8 protein-coding genes are annotated in these 15,636 nt (G+C 43.3%); 3 read left to right on the forward strand and 5 right to left on the reverse strand.

Going from position 1 to position 15,636, the window contains the following annotated elements:
* Positions 1 to 155 precede the first annotated feature (155 nt).
* Positions 156 to 425 carry a 30S ribosomal protein S15 gene (gene rpsO, locus F902_RS01245; RefSeq protein ID WP_004656162.1) on the reverse strand — a complete coding sequence of 90 codons (270 nt, stop codon included), beginning with the start codon at positions 423 to 425 and terminating at the stop codon, positions 156 to 158.
* A 240-nt stretch (positions 426 to 665) separates the two neighbouring features.
* On the opposite strand from rpsO, the gene F902_RS01250 reads away from it, so the two are divergent.
* Positions 666 to 1,964: a serine hydrolase domain-containing protein gene (locus F902_RS01250; protein ID WP_005200446.1), complete on the forward strand. Its 1,299-nt coding sequence runs from the start codon at positions 666 to 668 to the stop codon at positions 1,962 to 1,964.
* 698 nt (positions 1,965 to 2,662) lie between these two features.
* Here the strand turns inward: F902_RS01250 and recD are convergent.
* From recD to F902_RS01265, 3 genes are all read right to left on the reverse strand, one after another.
* Positions 2,663 to 4,414 (reverse strand): exodeoxyribonuclease V subunit alpha, encoded by a 1,752-nt coding sequence (gene recD / locus F902_RS01255; protein ID WP_017402453.1) that lies wholly within the window; start codon positions 4,412 to 4,414, stop codon positions 2,663 to 2,665.
* Positions 4,415 to 4,513: 99 nt separating this feature from the next.
* On the reverse strand, positions 4,514 to 8,227 hold the full coding sequence (locus F902_RS01260) for a UvrD-helicase domain-containing protein (RefSeq protein ID WP_005200450.1): 3,714 nt from the start codon (positions 8,225 to 8,227) through the stop codon (positions 4,514 to 4,516).
* A gap of 3 nt (positions 8,228 to 8,230) precedes the next feature.
* A complete protein-coding gene (locus F902_RS01265; protein ID WP_005200452.1) occupies positions 8,231 to 11,869 on the reverse strand; it encodes an exodeoxyribonuclease V subunit gamma in 3,639 nt (1,212 codons plus the stop codon).
* Positions 11,870 to 12,052: 183 nt separating this feature from the next.
* Here F902_RS01265 and F902_RS01270 point away from each other — a divergent pair, with 183 nt between their 5' ends.
* Complete coding sequence (locus F902_RS01270) at positions 12,053 to 12,559, forward strand: hypothetical protein (protein WP_005200454.1); 507 nt, start codon at positions 12,053 to 12,055, stop codon at positions 12,557 to 12,559.
* 188 nt (positions 12,560 to 12,747) lie between these two features.
* Entirely contained in the window at positions 12,748 to 14,040 is a 1,293-nt protein-coding gene (gene tcuC, locus F902_RS01275; protein ID WP_005200456.1) for an MFS transporter, read from the forward strand.
* Positions 14,041 to 14,068: 28 nt separating this feature from the next.
* Here the strand turns inward: tcuC and pap are convergent, their stop codons facing one another.
* Positions 14,069 to 15,487 carry a polyphosphate:AMP phosphotransferase gene (gene pap, locus F902_RS01280; protein WP_005200457.1) on the reverse strand — a complete coding sequence of 473 codons (1,419 nt, stop codon included), beginning with the start codon at positions 15,485 to 15,487 and terminating at the stop codon, positions 14,069 to 14,071.
* Positions 15,488 to 15,636 lie beyond the last annotated feature (149 nt).

Below are 15,636 nucleotides of genomic sequence, written 5' to 3' on the forward strand. Positions count from 1 at the left end.
ATCGCACTAGATCAAAATTTTAAATAAATTTAAACACAAAGAAGGAGCGAACAAGCGCCCCTTCTAAAAATCATCTAAGGTAAATTAGATGAAACTCTCTTTTCAACGATAAAGCATTGCAACATGCGAAATAGCGAAAACAAAGTAAAATCGAATTAACGACGTAAACCTAATGCGCCGATCAAAGCAACATAACGACCGTGATCTTTACCGTTTAAGTAGTCAAGTAATTTACGACGTTGGTTAACCATACGGATCAAACCACGACGGCTATGATGGTCGTGTTTGTGTTCTTTAAAGTGACCTTGCAAATCATTGATTTGAGCAGTCAATAAAGCAACTTGTACTTCAGGTGAACCAGTGTCGTTTTCAGCACGAGCAAATTTAGCGATGATCTCTGCGCGATCAGTGTTAGTTAAAGCCATTCGATTTCTCCGAGATGCTTACAAAAATAAAATGATAATGATCAGTTGAAACCAACCGACTGCCGTGCATCACTACAGCAAGGCGCCCATTTTAAGTGATCTATCGCTATATTGCAAAATTGTTTTATATCTGCCGGCAATTCGGCAGCTGACAGCATTGAACAAAATAGGCACACTACCCTTGTTCTGTTTTCAATTTATGACAGAGAAGAAAGAAAACGAAAATATTGCGAGGGAATCGTGAAAATTTTATCAACCAATACCTGTTATGTACCACATGACTTAAATCAAGTGATTCGCAGTAAAGATGAAGTCTCAGCCGAATCGGGTGGTATGACTGAGAGACAGATTCAAAAGATATGGAACAGTGTTAAAGGTCTATATAAAACAGGCAATTATCCACTCATTACTTTATGTTTACGTCGTCAGGGGAAAATTCTTTTAAATCGTAGCATCGGCTATGCGCAAGGCAACTCCCCAGATGGCTTAGCAACCAATGCCAAAATCGGCAGCCCAGATACACCAGTCTGCCTGTTCTCTGCATCCAAAATGGTCACGGCGATGTTGATTCATATGTTGGATGAACGTGGTGAGCTAAATTTACTTGATCCGATTAGTTATTACATTCCGGAATATGGCGTGAATGGTAAACGTCGTGCCACGATTTTCCATCTACTCTCCCATCGTGGTGGTATTCCACGTATCGACACTGAAGTCACACCAGAACTTCTGTTTAACCAAGATGATATTTTAAAACTGCTCTGTGCCGCCAAACCCGTTTCTCCTTCAGGGACTCATCTTGCCTACCATGCTGTTACCGCAGGTTATATTCTGGGTGAAATCGTTCAACGTGTAACAGGTCAAAGCGTTCGAGAGTTTTTGGCTGAAAATATTGAAAAACCAATGGGCTTGGATTATTTCAATTATGGTTTAAAACCTGAATATCGCGCTGATGTTGCCTTGAACTATGCTACAGGTATCCATCCAAGTTTAGGTACAGATCATTATCTCAATCATGTACTCGGTGGCGGTCTACAGCTTGCAGTCGATGTCACCAATGATACCCGTTTCATGGACACCATTTGCCCTGCGGGGAACATCTATACCAGTGCTGAACAAGCAGGACGTTTTTTTGAAATGCTATTAAGTGGCGGAGAATATCAGGGCAAACAAATTATGAGTGCTCAAACTGTATTCCGCTCCACCCTGCCAACCTCTGGTGTTAGCTTAGATCGTACCTTATTAGCTCCAATGCGCTATGCGCTGGGTCCAATGCTCGGCAGTAATCCTGTCGGCTTGTTTGGCCCAATGACAGGACAAGCTTTTGGACATATTGGCTTTTCCAATATTCTATGTTGGGCTGATCCTGAACGGGATATCAGTGTATCGCTCTTAACCACAGGCAAATCTGTGGTCGGTACCCACTTACCTGCCTTGGCAAAAACACTTTATCAAATCTCAACCAACTGTCCAAAGATTCCAAAAAATCAACGTCGCTCATTGTTTGCAACTGACCGTACCGAAGCAGATTTGGTCTAAGAGCTATTCATCCAAATCACACGCACAAAAAAGCCCAAGTTAAACTTGGGCTTTTGCGCTTAGATTTATCATTATTCTTTTTTGTTGTTTTTTATTCTTTTTCCTATACCATTCAGACCCTCTGAATGCTCATTACACATCCTTTTCTTTATTATTTTTTACACATATTGGCTTTCTCTATACCGACTATTCTGTCAGATTCAATTGTGAAGAAAAATAGCATTTTTCTTATCTCTGTGTAAGAAAAAACGTACAAGTCTGTATAACATTTAACTTAATAATAACAAAAAATTGTCAGACAATAAGTTTTATATTTCTTCCTTTTATTTGATCATTTAATTGAAGCGAAATAGACTCATATGCTGAAAAACATGAATTTTCACATATTCTCAGAATACTTTATGAGCGATATGGATTATGTTGATTTTATAGTGAATTTTGACATGAAAATAAAAAAGCCCTGTAGTCTCTCCCAAAACTACAAGGCTTAGCGGCTGTAAGTTTCCTCTTTTATCACTTACTTCACTGTAAGTTCGCTGTCATACGACGTTATTATTATATTTTTGCGATTTACCTAGCTTTCCATGCTAGGCTCTTTGTGTGTACATAATCTCAAAAACCTTGCGCTTGCTCTAGCGACAATATCTCGAATCCTTGTAAGCTTTTACTTACAAAATAGTGAATTCTAAAGAATAAGTTCACAATCTGTTCAAATTGATCTTTTGCACTAAACCGCTACGCCGAACAGTCCGTATCGTCAATGCCTGCTGCAAAGCCTTTGAATCAGCCAAAATACTCACCACTTTTTTAGCACGGGTGACTGCGGTATAGATCAATTCCTGACTCAACAGCTTCTCGGCATGCGCATCTAAAACAATCGCGGTATGGGTAAATTCCGAGCCTTGTGATTTATGAATAGTTAAAGCAAAGGCGGTTTGCATACTGCGTGGCAGTCGATGTGCTGCAATCCACTTATTTAAGCTCGGGAAAAAGACTTCAAATTGCTGTGACTGGGTGCGATGTTTAAAACAGATTCCGATATCACCATTGGAAATTCCAAGCTGATAGTCATTATAGGTCATCATTACAGGACGCCCGATATACCAGTCTCCAACAGCGATTTGTTTGAGTTGCTGATTGAGCCAATGTCCGGCATAACGATTCAGTTGTTCAATCCCCAATGGCCCATGTCGAACTGCAGTCAAGATCCGATAATCATCAAAAGCCTGTATCACCTGCTGAAGATACTCGGCAGGCTCATCCGCATTGATATAAGCGTTCAAAGCATCCACATAGCCCTGAAATCCAGCCATTAACTGATGTTGATAAGATTCAATATCCACATCCTGCTGCTCGGGTAGATATTCCAACTGGATCAGGTCAGGCATATCTTTATTCAAGGAAATGGCTTGCAAAGGTGCAGCCTGAACAATTTCCGTCTCTAGTTTTGATAAGACTAAATCGGGGTCGCTTAGATCTTGTTGCGCCTGAATAAATCGAGCGAATTGCCCAATCTTGGCTTCACCAGAGAAACGACGGCTGGTCTGTAGCTGGACTCGGTTTTCAGCCAATGCCTGTACTTGCTGTAAATCAGCCAAAACCGAGCCGACATCAACCGAAGCCAACTGATTGGCATCACCAAGCAAAATAATTCGGCATTGATCTGGGACTGCCTCGAATAATAGAGTTGCCAAATTCAAATCCAGCATTGAGGCTTCATCAACCACAATCACGTCATAAGGCAAAAGCTGTTTTTGATTAAACCTCGGTATTTGTCGATTGCCCATGCCCAGTAAACGGTGCAAGGTCTGCGTGGTTTGATTACGCAACTCATCTGTAATTAAACCTGATTCCAATAATTTTGGATCATTCAATGAGTTCTGTAATGCTTCCTGCATACGTTGCGCGGCTTTACCTGTCGGTGCAGCCATGGCAATACGAATATCGGGAATAGTCTGGTTGAGGGCTGCAATAATACGTGCCAAGGTATAGGTTTTACCTGTCCCTGGACCGCCGGTAATAATGCTCAGACCTTGTTGCAGCACCATTTTCAGTGCAGCCTGCTGGTGCACGTCACTCAATAAGTCTTGATAATGTTCAGCATCAACCACCTGAATTGTTTGTCGCTTTAATCGACAAATCTGCTGTGCGAGGCGTTGCTCTAGATGCCAATATCGGTATAATGCCAAGCCCTGCTGATCATAGACACATGGGGCAACTTGAGTGATTGCATTTTCACTCGAAATGGCCAAATCGGCCAGTGCTTCAATCTGTGCCGCATCAGCCTCAATACAACTGTCTCCTTGTAAGCTGGCTTCAACCAGTTGTTGTAGTACCTGTGCAGCGTTAACGGTTTGAGTAGATTGAGAAAATGGTGCTTGTGAGAGGTAGTTACTCCACATATTTAACCATGTCATTTGTGCTGACTGATCATCAACTTGTTTGTCCACAGAGTTATCCTCAAACTTACCCACACGCTTGTCCACAAGGTTATAAACAGAGTTATTCACAAGCTAAGCTTTTGTTTAATATAAAATCACGCACTTTATCTACACCATTTTTCCAGCTTTATCCTCAGAAAAATATCCAAGTATTGCATCCAAACGCAAGATAAACTCATCCTCAGGCTTCCAATAGTAACAACCTTGCTGCGCCTGCCCATTCATGCCGCGCAAATACAGATAAGATGCGCCGCCTAAATGCTGCTGCATATCATAATCCTGCAATTTCACCGACAGATAACGATGTAGTGCCACAAGATATAACGCTGCTTGTAACCAATAACTCGACAGCGACATACTTTCTGCAATCTGAGGCTGCTGATAATCCAGTTGCTCCGCTCCCAGATAATTACTCTTATAATCGGCAATATGGTAACGCTGACCATCGAAGTAAACCAAGTCAATAGAGCCATTCAAGTAACGGGCAGATTTAGCCTCAAGTAACTCTGGCATTTCGATGCCATATTCCTCAAACAGCTGCTGTACACGCTGCATCGCCAGCACTCGATCCGATAAAGCCAGATAGAAAGGACATTCAGACAAGTATTGTCCTGCAGCTAATTGCTTTAACTGAAAACCCTGATTGAGTGGCGTGTGTAATACCTCACCAAGCCAATCAGCAATCCATTGATACAGTTGCTGCTCGCTATTTTCTTGTTCAGGAAAATGCAGCTGATATTGCTGCAACAATTCTGACCATAAACTTTGATAGGTATTTTTAAAACGACGGCGAATTTCTTCTACCCACATGTGGGGTTGCTGAAAATCAATCTGCTCAAAAATCTCATGCAAGAAATTGCCAGCCAAAGTCCCTTTCGGGAAATACTGTTTAATCCAGGCAATCGGCTGAGCCGTGGTTTTATTTTCCAATTCAGCAAGATTCAACTCATCTTCAGCTTGCTCAAAATCAGTATCGATATTGGCCAAGCGATCAGCCCGAGTCGCTTTATGCTTTAAATGTTGTGCCAGATAGCTAAAACTGGTTTTTCCGCGTGCATAAAAACGTTGTGTCGGCAGTGTTTGGGCCAACAGTACGCGCTGTTGTTGAGTTTGTTGCATCTGTAAGGCTTGTGGTCGCGCTAAGATCAGCGCAGCATCGGCACTATAGGGATGTTGAAAGTTGTCACCCTGATTCTTCCAAAAAGCCAAACCTGAAAACTTATTTTTATCGCCTTTTTCCGGTTCAAACACGGCGTAAACACGGTGACTGGCACGCGTCAGTGCCACATACCACAACCGGTTTTGTTCCGCTAAAGCGCGTTGCTGATGTTGATCCAGCTCAGTTTGCTGTAAAAAATTTTTATCCGCCACGGCTACCACCCGTTGCGTCCGTATTTGACCCGTCTCAGGCAACTGGATTTCAGTGGTAGAAAAATTCAGTGTTTTCTGTACTTCAGCAAAAGCCTTATTCGCCCCCAGTAAAAAGACGATTTTAAACTCCAAGCCTTTGGACTGGTGAATAGTCATCAGTTGCACACCCGCTTCACTCGACAGCTTGTGTTCAAGCTCCCAATCTCGATCACTTGGCGAATTTAATTGTTTTAAATACCAGTGATACAGGTTTTGCATCCCTTGTACATGTTCACTGTGCTGACTCAACAGATCAGTGAGATGGCGTAGATTCACCACGGCACGTTCATTGTCTTTACTTTGTGTGGCCACCAGTTGTTGCCAAAGACCAAACTGATTTAGGCAACGCTGCCATGCCGATAAAAAGCCCTGATTCAGCCACATTTCACGTATGTCATCAAACTGCTGAATATAATCACTCAAGCCTTCTGCACTTTGTTCTAATGCCAATAGTCGAGCCAGATCAAAGCCAAATAAACGGCTGAGCAAAGCCCGTTTGAGCTTGGCCTCATCATAAGGATGAAGCAACGCCGTGAGTAGGGCCCCCACATCCTGTGCAATGCTGGAATCAAACACACTGCGTTTCGATGGTCGATTGACCCGAATCCCCATACGTTCCAATACATATTGCACTTCATCCAGTTGGCGATGGCTACGCGAAAGAATGGCAATATCATCTTCATCAATCGCAGTCGGGATATCACCCTCTAAGTACAATTGCTTTAAATAGGCTTGGTTGAGTAAGTGCTGAATCTGCCACGCCACCTGTGTGGCCTGCTCATTGCCCTCTTGCAAATGCAACCAGCGTAAAGGCATTGGATTGGGTTGGGCATTTTCAATCAAGGCGGGATGTGGACGTGAACCCGCTTGAATCGGGTCATAGCTGACCTGCTCACCAAAATCGATCTGGCGCTGAAACAGCACATCCACCACTTCCACTAGTTCTTTCACCGAACGGTGGTTATGCACCAACTTATACTCACGCCCCTGTTTGGCCATAATATCCTGATAAGCATTCAGGAAGGTCAGCATATCGCCACCACGGAAACCATAAATCGCCTGCTTACGGTCACCCACCATAATCATGCAACCTTTTTGATAACGTTGCGGATGGCGCCAGATACTGGCCAACATATCATCTTGATCTTGGTTGGTATCCTGAAACTCATCCACCAAAATCAATGGATAGCGTGACTGTACAAATACCGCGAAACGTTGTCCTTGCTCGCCTTTTAAAGCTTCAGACAAAGTCTTGATTTGCTGAGCAAAGGTGGTCTCCCCTTTTTGCTGCAACACTTGAGGCAAACGCTTTTTGACTTCAACACATAAATAGGCTTTTAAATAGACCTGTAACTGCTCAAATTCCTGCTGAGTCTGCTGTACAGCTTGAAACAGCTTTTGCAGTTGCAACACGCATGGATGTTGATAGAAGCCCTCGGCAATTTCCGCAGGACATTTCTTAAAAATTTTTTGTGCTTCGAGTTTGTCTAAAAACTTAAATACCGCATCACGTGCATTGGCAAAATAGGCATCAAAGATCTGTATATTCTCAGAACTGTTGAGTGCAGTTAATAAGGGCGGCAAGGATTCTGTAAATAGTTTATGAAAGGCATTGTTACGGAAAGAAGCGCCATTGATATGTGCATAATAGGCGCCCTCTAACTGAAAGTATTCAGCCAAGCTGCTCAGGTCAATCTGCTGTGCTTGCTGTTGCCACTGCTGCAACTGAGCCAACTCAATTTCAGGCATGGCAGGCAGTTTAAATTGTGCCGAACTAAAATTCAGCGAGCTTTCCACCATCCCGACAAAATGATCGACACTTTTCAGCCCCCCCACACTATACAAGGCATTGATTACTTGCTGTGGTTGGGTCTGAATCCATTCCCGCAACACATCATGAATTAATTGACGGGTATAGCTTTTGGCATCCTCTGTGATTTCAGCGCGTTCGATTTTACCACTTTCAAAGGCAAACTCACGCAATAGCTTTTGGCTAAAGCTATCCAAGGTTCCGACGAACAATTCATCTAACTGATCAATCACCAATTTTAGCCGTTCACAGGCATAGGCAATCCGCGGCGCAAAGTTTTGTAAGACCTGTTGTTTTAATGGATCAGACTCTTGTAATGCCTTGGCCTGAATATCTTGTTCCAATACATCACGGAAAGGCTCTAAAAATTCAAGGATTTCGACCAGACGCAAACGGATACGTGTTTTGAGTTCTGCGGCTGCAGCACGGGTAAAGGTGGTGGCAATCACCTGATTGGGCAAATATTTCTCTAAGAAAATCCGCACCATCAAACTGGATAGCGTATAGGTTTTCCCTGTCCCTGCTGAGGCTTCGATTAAATGCAGCCCTTCAAATTGAATATCACCAATCGGCCGATAAGATACGGGATACTTCGAGTTCATCTCTTACTCCACCCGTAAAAATTCAAAAATCGGTTGATACAACGCATAGGAATAATGATCACAGGCATACTGCAATAAAGCGGTTGCATCTTGTTCCTGCAAAATGAATTGCCAATCACGGTGCAATTTACAAGCTTCATTCTGGGTCATATCAAAACCCGAGAAATCACCCGTATCATTCCAGTCTTTCAATACTTGCTTTTGACTCTCTTCAGTTAACACCTGAGTTGAATCCAGCTCAATCCACACATATTGCTTGCCCTTTTCTAAAGGCTTTAACACTAAGGCAGCAGGCAAGACCACAGGCTGCTGCTGTGCATCGTGCCAAAGCTGTAACCATGCCTTTAAATAATGCTGTGCCTGTTGTGAACTTAAGCCTTCACAAATCACGGTCTGATCGCTAAACACGACAATTCGACGCTTCTCTGTAGCAGCGTCACTATTGATTAGCGCCAACCAAAGCAGATATTCCAGCCAGACTTTGGCAAAGCGCTTGGCACGTGCACTTGACGCCTCCAAACTGACCCAATCTTGGGTTAGTTGTTTCGGGGTCACACAGGCGATTTGTAATTGTTTCGAGACCCGCCAAACCCGTTGCGTGGTTTCAGTCGGTGCTGGGGCATATTGCTGCAAGCGCTCCAACAAGCGTTGCTGCTCTAAGCGACTTTGCTGCCAAGCACTGTGCTGAACTTTGCCAACGGGCAACTGATCTTGCAAAAGACTTGGAGAGAGCTGGTCATCCTGCTGCTGTAAAAAATGTCGAATGGCATATTTACCGAGACCATCGAGTAATAATGGTTCTGCTTGATCAAGCGATGCTTGTGCGGTTAAATTTTCCACACCTAAGGTCTTTAAATACAGCCGCGCAGGGAAACTGATATCTTGAATCCATTGCTGACTCTCCAAAATGATCATTTCATTTTGTTCAACGGGATAGACGGTATTGGCCCACGCCTGTCGCTCACCCTTCACCTGCTGAATCTGTGAAGCGACCTTAAACCATTGGTCTTGAAAGCGCACAGGACGATCCGAAACAAAGCCGAGTGGATCGAACGGTTGTAGACGATGTAAATGATACAACGGATAAAGCTGTGCAGGGACTTGCAAAGCATTCAATCCGGCTAAATCCGCTTCGGATAAAGGAGGACCATCTTCACGGCTCGTCGGTTTTACAATCAAAGCCAAATGCTCGCGGAAACCCTGCAACACACTGGATGGCTCTCTGACTTCGCCATCATTGAGATCAAAGCCATTATAAAACAGCCAAACCTGTTCTTGTGCCAATAAGATGGCATCCAAAAATGCCCCCTGATCATCCTCCAAACGAGAACGATCACCCAATTGCTGACGCAGTGCATCCATCAAATCAAACGGAATATGACTGTCTCGATTTGGAAATTTACCTGTATCCAAATTCAACAGTACAATCAGCCGATAAGGAATCGGACGAATCTGTCCAATCTGACTAAAGGTGATTTGTCCTGTCGGTTCAACTTGCGCAGACTGGCTTTCTAAAGTGCGTTGAATTTCCTCAACAATATAAGGCAAAGGCAAGGAAATTTGACGTAACTGGGTTTCGGTATCTTCATAATAGCTGGCCAAAGTCAGCATACGTTCTTGCTTCTGAATAATTTCACGGATTGCTTTTAAAGCAACCACATCGGCTTGTTCAAACTCTTGCACATCCTGTTTGATCCGTTGTAACCAGACTTCAACAGGCAACCGCTGTCCTTGCTCATGCGCCACCAACCAGTCTCGCCGTGCCGATAGCTCGTGATAAATCTGAATCAAAATCCCAATCAGTTCAAAATCGCTTGGTTGCACCAGCGCATAACTTAAGATGTCTTGCACCATCACATGGGCTGGCACGGCAATCCCAAGCGCCAAACGATCGAGGGCAAATTTAAAACTATAACGGTAGTCTTGATCGTCATCACTGAGCATTTGTTTTAAATGTTCAGCATCCAAACCACGCTTAAAGCCAGCATCATCGAGTAAACTCAGAATCCGTTGTACCTGTGTATAATCCAAGCCATAACGTTGTTGCGTCGCGGAAAGATTGAGCCAATCAGCAAAGTCATCCTGCGTAAAACGACCCTGTGTCAATTGCAAGCGTCCAAGTACAGCACGCCATGCATTTAACGCATCTAACTGCGCCACCCCTGCAATTTTAACGGGTAAAAAGACTTCATGTTCATTTGCAACCGCAGGAAAGACACTGCGAATTAAAGGCTCAAGCTCGGCTAGATTCGGGGTCAAAACCAGCACATCACTTGGGCGACGCGGTGTCGTATCTGCTTGAGATAACCAATACAGCAACTGTTCTTTTAAGACTTCCAACTGTCGCACACTTGAGTGGCAAACATGAATCTGAATTGACTCGTCCTCAGGCGCAAGTTCATATTGCTGAGGCTGAGGTTCAGCTAAATAGAAAATATCAGACTGAATCTTACCTAGTAGTGTTTCAGGAAACTGCTCTACAAAGGCATCGACCCACTTTCCCTCCTCTCCTGTTGCCAGTTGTGATAACAGGGAAAAATGATCACGCGCTTGCTTACCTAACCGTGTCAGTAAGGGATGCCGAGACTCTCGATTTAAGGCATTAAACCCCAGACTAAAACTGTCGAAGAATGCGGTAATGTCTGCATCACTGGCATGGGGATGTTTGGCGATATAGCGCTCTTTCACGCCGAGGTCATAACGCTTTTTCCAGAGTGGATCGACACTGTCGGCCCAATATTCCTGCGATGGGTTATAGTGCAGAATCACCACATCCAGATACTGTCCCAAACGACGTAAAAATTGCAGTTGGCTCGGTGGTAAATCTAAAATCGTAAATACAACCACCTGACTCGGCAATTGTGCCAAAGCTCGTGATCGTGTCTGCTCATTGTCTAGAAGCTGCCAGAAATCAGCATCAATGCTTTGTATTTCAACAAAATCATCATGAAAGTAGTTTTGCCACAACCAACGCTGCCAAGCTTCCAGTTGTTCAGTTTGCTGCAAGCTAAAGGCTGAAGTGGGTTGATCCGTATGCGCAATCAATTGTTCGATATTTAAGGCTTTATTCTGTCCCCAGGTCGCTAACCAATTCCCTGCACAAGTACAATTGCTTTGGCAGCCGCGTTGACAATGACCACGATAAATCATGTAGTTGTTAAACAGTTGTGAAACCTGCTCCGCCACCCAATACAACATGCTCTGTTTTTTAAGTTGTTTTTCAGTGCCTTGTTGCAGTTGATCGGCGCTGTCGTAAATCCGTTGCACAATTGAATATAAAGGGTGCTCATTCGCAACAGTATTCTGTTCGGGTTGAATAAAAGGCTGTAAGGCTTGATGAATACGCCACTTTAAAATCAAACGTGGAATATTGGCTTTACGCACTTGCTCTTTATTTTCCAAAACTTGTTGGTAGGCATACCATTGAAAACCACGAATGCGTTGGTGAAATTGATAGTTGGCGGTCATGCCTTGTTGTTCGGCAACTTTTTGCGTCAGCCATTGTTCTTGTGCGGGGCTCGGGACAATAAAATGCTGGGTTTTAAACACCTGAAAGGGTGAGTTACTCGGCTGAGTGATTGATGCCATCACACCTTGTAATAACACGTCAAGGCGTTGACTTTGAATAACATGAATACCCATGCGTTAATATAACCCCATCAATAAATCACCATTTTGCTCTACCAAAATGTCTATCATCATCACTATACAACTTCAGATCACTATGTCACGCTAAACACACAATCCAATAAAAAAATTGTTTTGAATTTCACCACTCAATACGATTGAATGTACTATCAAGGGATAGACTTTAGGTATAACTTTATGAAAATTGAAAAAATTCCTGATGCAATTGACCCAAGTTTGAACTTGGAACAGATTCGTGATGAATGTTTGGAGCTCGCCAAGAAGCGTGCCTATTGGTCAGCGGGTGCAGCGATTGTACCGATTCCATTTTTTGATGTTGTTGTCGATTTAGGCATGCTGACACAAATCATTCCAGATATTAATGCACGTTTTGGTCTCGCTCCTGAACATATCAGTGTTTATGATCCTGAAACCAAAAAAGTTCACTGGGATGAATTACGTAAACGTGGTTTTGAGTTTTCAGGTTTTGTGGTGGCACGTACTGCCATGAAAAAATCATTTAATGGTTTTTTCACCAAAATCGCCACCAAACAAGTGACTAAATTTATTCCTTTAGGCGGGCAACTTGTTGCAGCCAGTTTAGGCTATTTCATGATGCGTAAAATCACCGAAGCGCATGTACAAGATTGCTATAACCTTGCCAAGCGTATTCAGCAAAAAAGTCGCAGTAGCATTGTGGCTTAAAGTTACAATGGTTCATTCGACCTGCCCTTCTTCTGCATCATTGTAAAATGAAGATGTTTACAGTGATGCAACAGATCCATAAAAAAACCACACAAATACGTTAATATTCACTTAATTTTTTAAGCTTTGATAAAGATTGTATTTTTAACCTCCACATCTCGATGATAAATAGATGATGGAGCGTCATTGTGCAAACCAGCCAATCTCCTTCTCGGGTCCGTTCAATTTTCAACGTGACCAGCGGGAACTTTCTTGAACAATACGACTTCTTCCTGTTCGGACTCTACGCACAAGCCATAGGTGAAACCTTTTTCCATTCAGACAGCAGCTATGCCGCGCTGATGAAAACCTTCCTCGTATTTGCCGTCAGTTTTCTGATGCGGCCAATCGGTGCTCTGGTGCTCGGTCCTTATGTCGATCGTATTGGTCGTCGGCGTGGCCTGATGGTGACCTTGAGCATCATGGCCTTCGGTTCTTTAATTATTGCCTTCACACCGAGTTACGCCAGTATTGGCTTTGCCGCAACCGTGCTGATTTTCGTGGGGCGTCTAGCTCAGGGCTTCTCCGCAGGAGTTGAGCTGGGGGGTGTTTCAGTTTATTTAGCCGAGATTGCGGAACCGCATAACCGTGGCTTTATTACCAGTTGGCAATCAGCAAGTCAGCAAGTTGCCGTCATTTTCGCAGCCGTTTTGGGTTATATCGTCAGTGTGGTGTTTACCAAAGCTCAGGTCGATGCGTGGGCTTGGCGAATTCCATTCTTTGTTGGCTGTGCTATCATCCCCTTTATTTTCTGGCTCCGTAAGTCACTGGTTGAAACAGAAGCCTTCGCCTCTCGTAAAGAGCATCCAACGACACGACAGATTCTGAGTACCTTAGCGGCCAACTGGAAAATTGTGTTGGCGGGTGTGTGCATGGTGGCGACCACGACCACCATGTTTTACTTCATTACCGTCTATACCCCAACCTACGGTAAAGAGGTCTTGAATTTAACCCGTAGCGAAAGTTTGATTGCCACCATTATGGTCGGTTTGAGCAACTTTATTCTGTTACCTATTGGTGGGCATCTCTCCGACAAATTTGGGCGTAAGCCGCTGTTGATCACAACCACGATACTCATCTTTATCAGTGCCTATCCACTCCTCACATGGTTGACACATACCATTAGCCTGTCGCACATGCTGATGGTGTTATTGTGGTTCTCATTACTGTATAGCTTTTATAATGGTGCCTTGGTGGTTTCATTGGCTGAAATGATGCCAAGCTCGGTGCGAATTGCAGGATTCTCGGTTGCCTATAGTTTTGCCACCTCTATTTTTGGTGGGCTCACGCCGATGATTGCGACTTATCTGGTACAAACATCTGGTAATAAAAGCATGCCTGCATTTTGGCTCATGTTTGCAGCGATCACCAGTTTGATTGCCACTTTAATTATTTTCCGCCAACAACAGCGTACAGCGCCACAATTGGCAAATAACAATTAATTTAAATGCAGCAGCAACTCAAGGCAGATTAATCGGCCTTGAGTTGTTTTAGAATCGCTTTTAATACTTCAATTCGTGCTGAATACTTATCATCGGTTGCAATCACATACCACGGTGCATAATCCGTATTGGTTCGTTTAAACATATCTGCTGCGGCATTAAGATAATCATCCCATTTGTCACGGTTACGCCAATCTTCTTCAGTAATTTTAAAACGTTTATGTGGTGTTTGTTCACGTGCTTTAAAACGCAGCGCTTGCTCATCTTTACTAATTGCCAGCCAAATTTTAACAATCACCGTTTGGCTATCGACTAAGTTTTCTTCAAAGCGGTTAATTTCGTTATAAGCACGTTGCCACTCAACTGTAGAAGCAAAACCTTCAATCCGCTCAACCAATACTCGACCATACCAAGTACGGTCAAAGATGGTGATCTTGCCGCCATCATTCAACTTGCTCCAGAAACGCCACAAATAAGGACGGCGCAACTCATAACGCTCAGGGGCTGCAATGGTATGAATTTCATATTCTCTAGGGTCGAGTTTTTTCACGATGCGCTTAATCGCACCACCTTTACCCGCCGCATCCATCCCTTCAAAGGCGATCACCACTTTACGCTCGTCATAACGCAAGGTATCTGCCACTTTTTTGGTGAGCTTACTTAGCTCTTCTTTATAGTCATCTTTTTCTAAACTGGCTTGTTCAGGTTCAAGTAAGGCCTTGGGGATCGTAGCTTGCTGCCATTTCTGCGTGACTTTGGTTTGATGCTCAGGCAGCTCTTGCAAAGTCTGTAGTAAATACTGAGCAAAACATTGATCACGGTATTTTTCATCTTCACCATCGACAATATACCAATCATCGGTAAAGCGCTGACTCAAACCTTGTAAGGTGTCGTACTGCTTTTTGTTGCGCCAATCCAAACCATGCAGTTTATGCCAACGCTGCTCAGAAGCGTCTATCTGATCCAAACGCTTTTGTAGCGATTTCCAAGATAAATCAAACCAGACTTTGACGATATGGACGTGGTTATTTTGCAAATCATGTTCAAATGCTCGCATCTGCTCAACATAAGCATCAAATAAATTTTCATCCAAAGGGTTGGACACATGCATCGCGGTAGTTAAAAGGTCGCTATACCAGTTACCAAACATCACCACGATTTGCCCTTCCGCAGGAATAAAACGGGTATAGGACTGCCAGAAGGTTTGATTATTTGATAAGAGCTGAGGAGCATCCGCTTTCACACGTAAATAGCGAGGATCTAACCATTCTCGTAATTGTTTAACCGCCTCACCTTTACCAGCCAGCTCAATTCCACTCACTAAAACCAATACACTTTTAGCATTTTTCTTATCACGGCTATTTTTTAAGGCGTATTGTGCTTCAATCAATTCTAAAGAAAGTTCGTCTTCATCACGCAATTCAAATACTGGCTGTTGTTTACTCATATATTGCTCTAAGCGGCTCATTATTAATATTAAAAATGAGTATAGCCAAAACTAAGTTGATCCCAGAAAAACCCTTGTACAGTTTCTGTAGATTCATTTAGGTGTACTGTTATAGTGACCAATTGTTAAACATTTAGAGTTTATGCTGT

The organism is Acinetobacter higginsii (assembly GCF_000369525.1).
Lineage (GTDB): Bacteria > Pseudomonadota > Gammaproteobacteria > Pseudomonadales > Moraxellaceae > Acinetobacter > Acinetobacter higginsii.

Coding starts and splice junctions, on each gene's coding strand:
- rpsO (WP_004656162.1), bottom strand. CDS start 425: ATGGCTTTAACTAACACTGATCGCGCAGAGATCATCGCTAAATTTGCT.
- F902_RS01260 (WP_005200450.1), bottom strand. CDS start 8,227: ATGAACTCGAAGTATCCCGTATCTTATCGGCCGATTGGTGATATTCAA.
- F902_RS01265 (WP_005200452.1), bottom strand. CDS start 11,869: ATGGGTATTCATGTTATTCAAAGTCAACGCCTTGACGTGTTATTACAA.
- F902_RS01270 (WP_005200454.1), top strand. CDS start 12,053: ATGAAAATTGAAAAAATTCCTGATGCAATTGACCCAAGTTTGAACTTG.
- pap (WP_005200457.1), bottom strand. CDS start 15,487: ATGAGTAAACAACAGCCAGTATTTGAATTGCGTGATGAAGACGAACTT.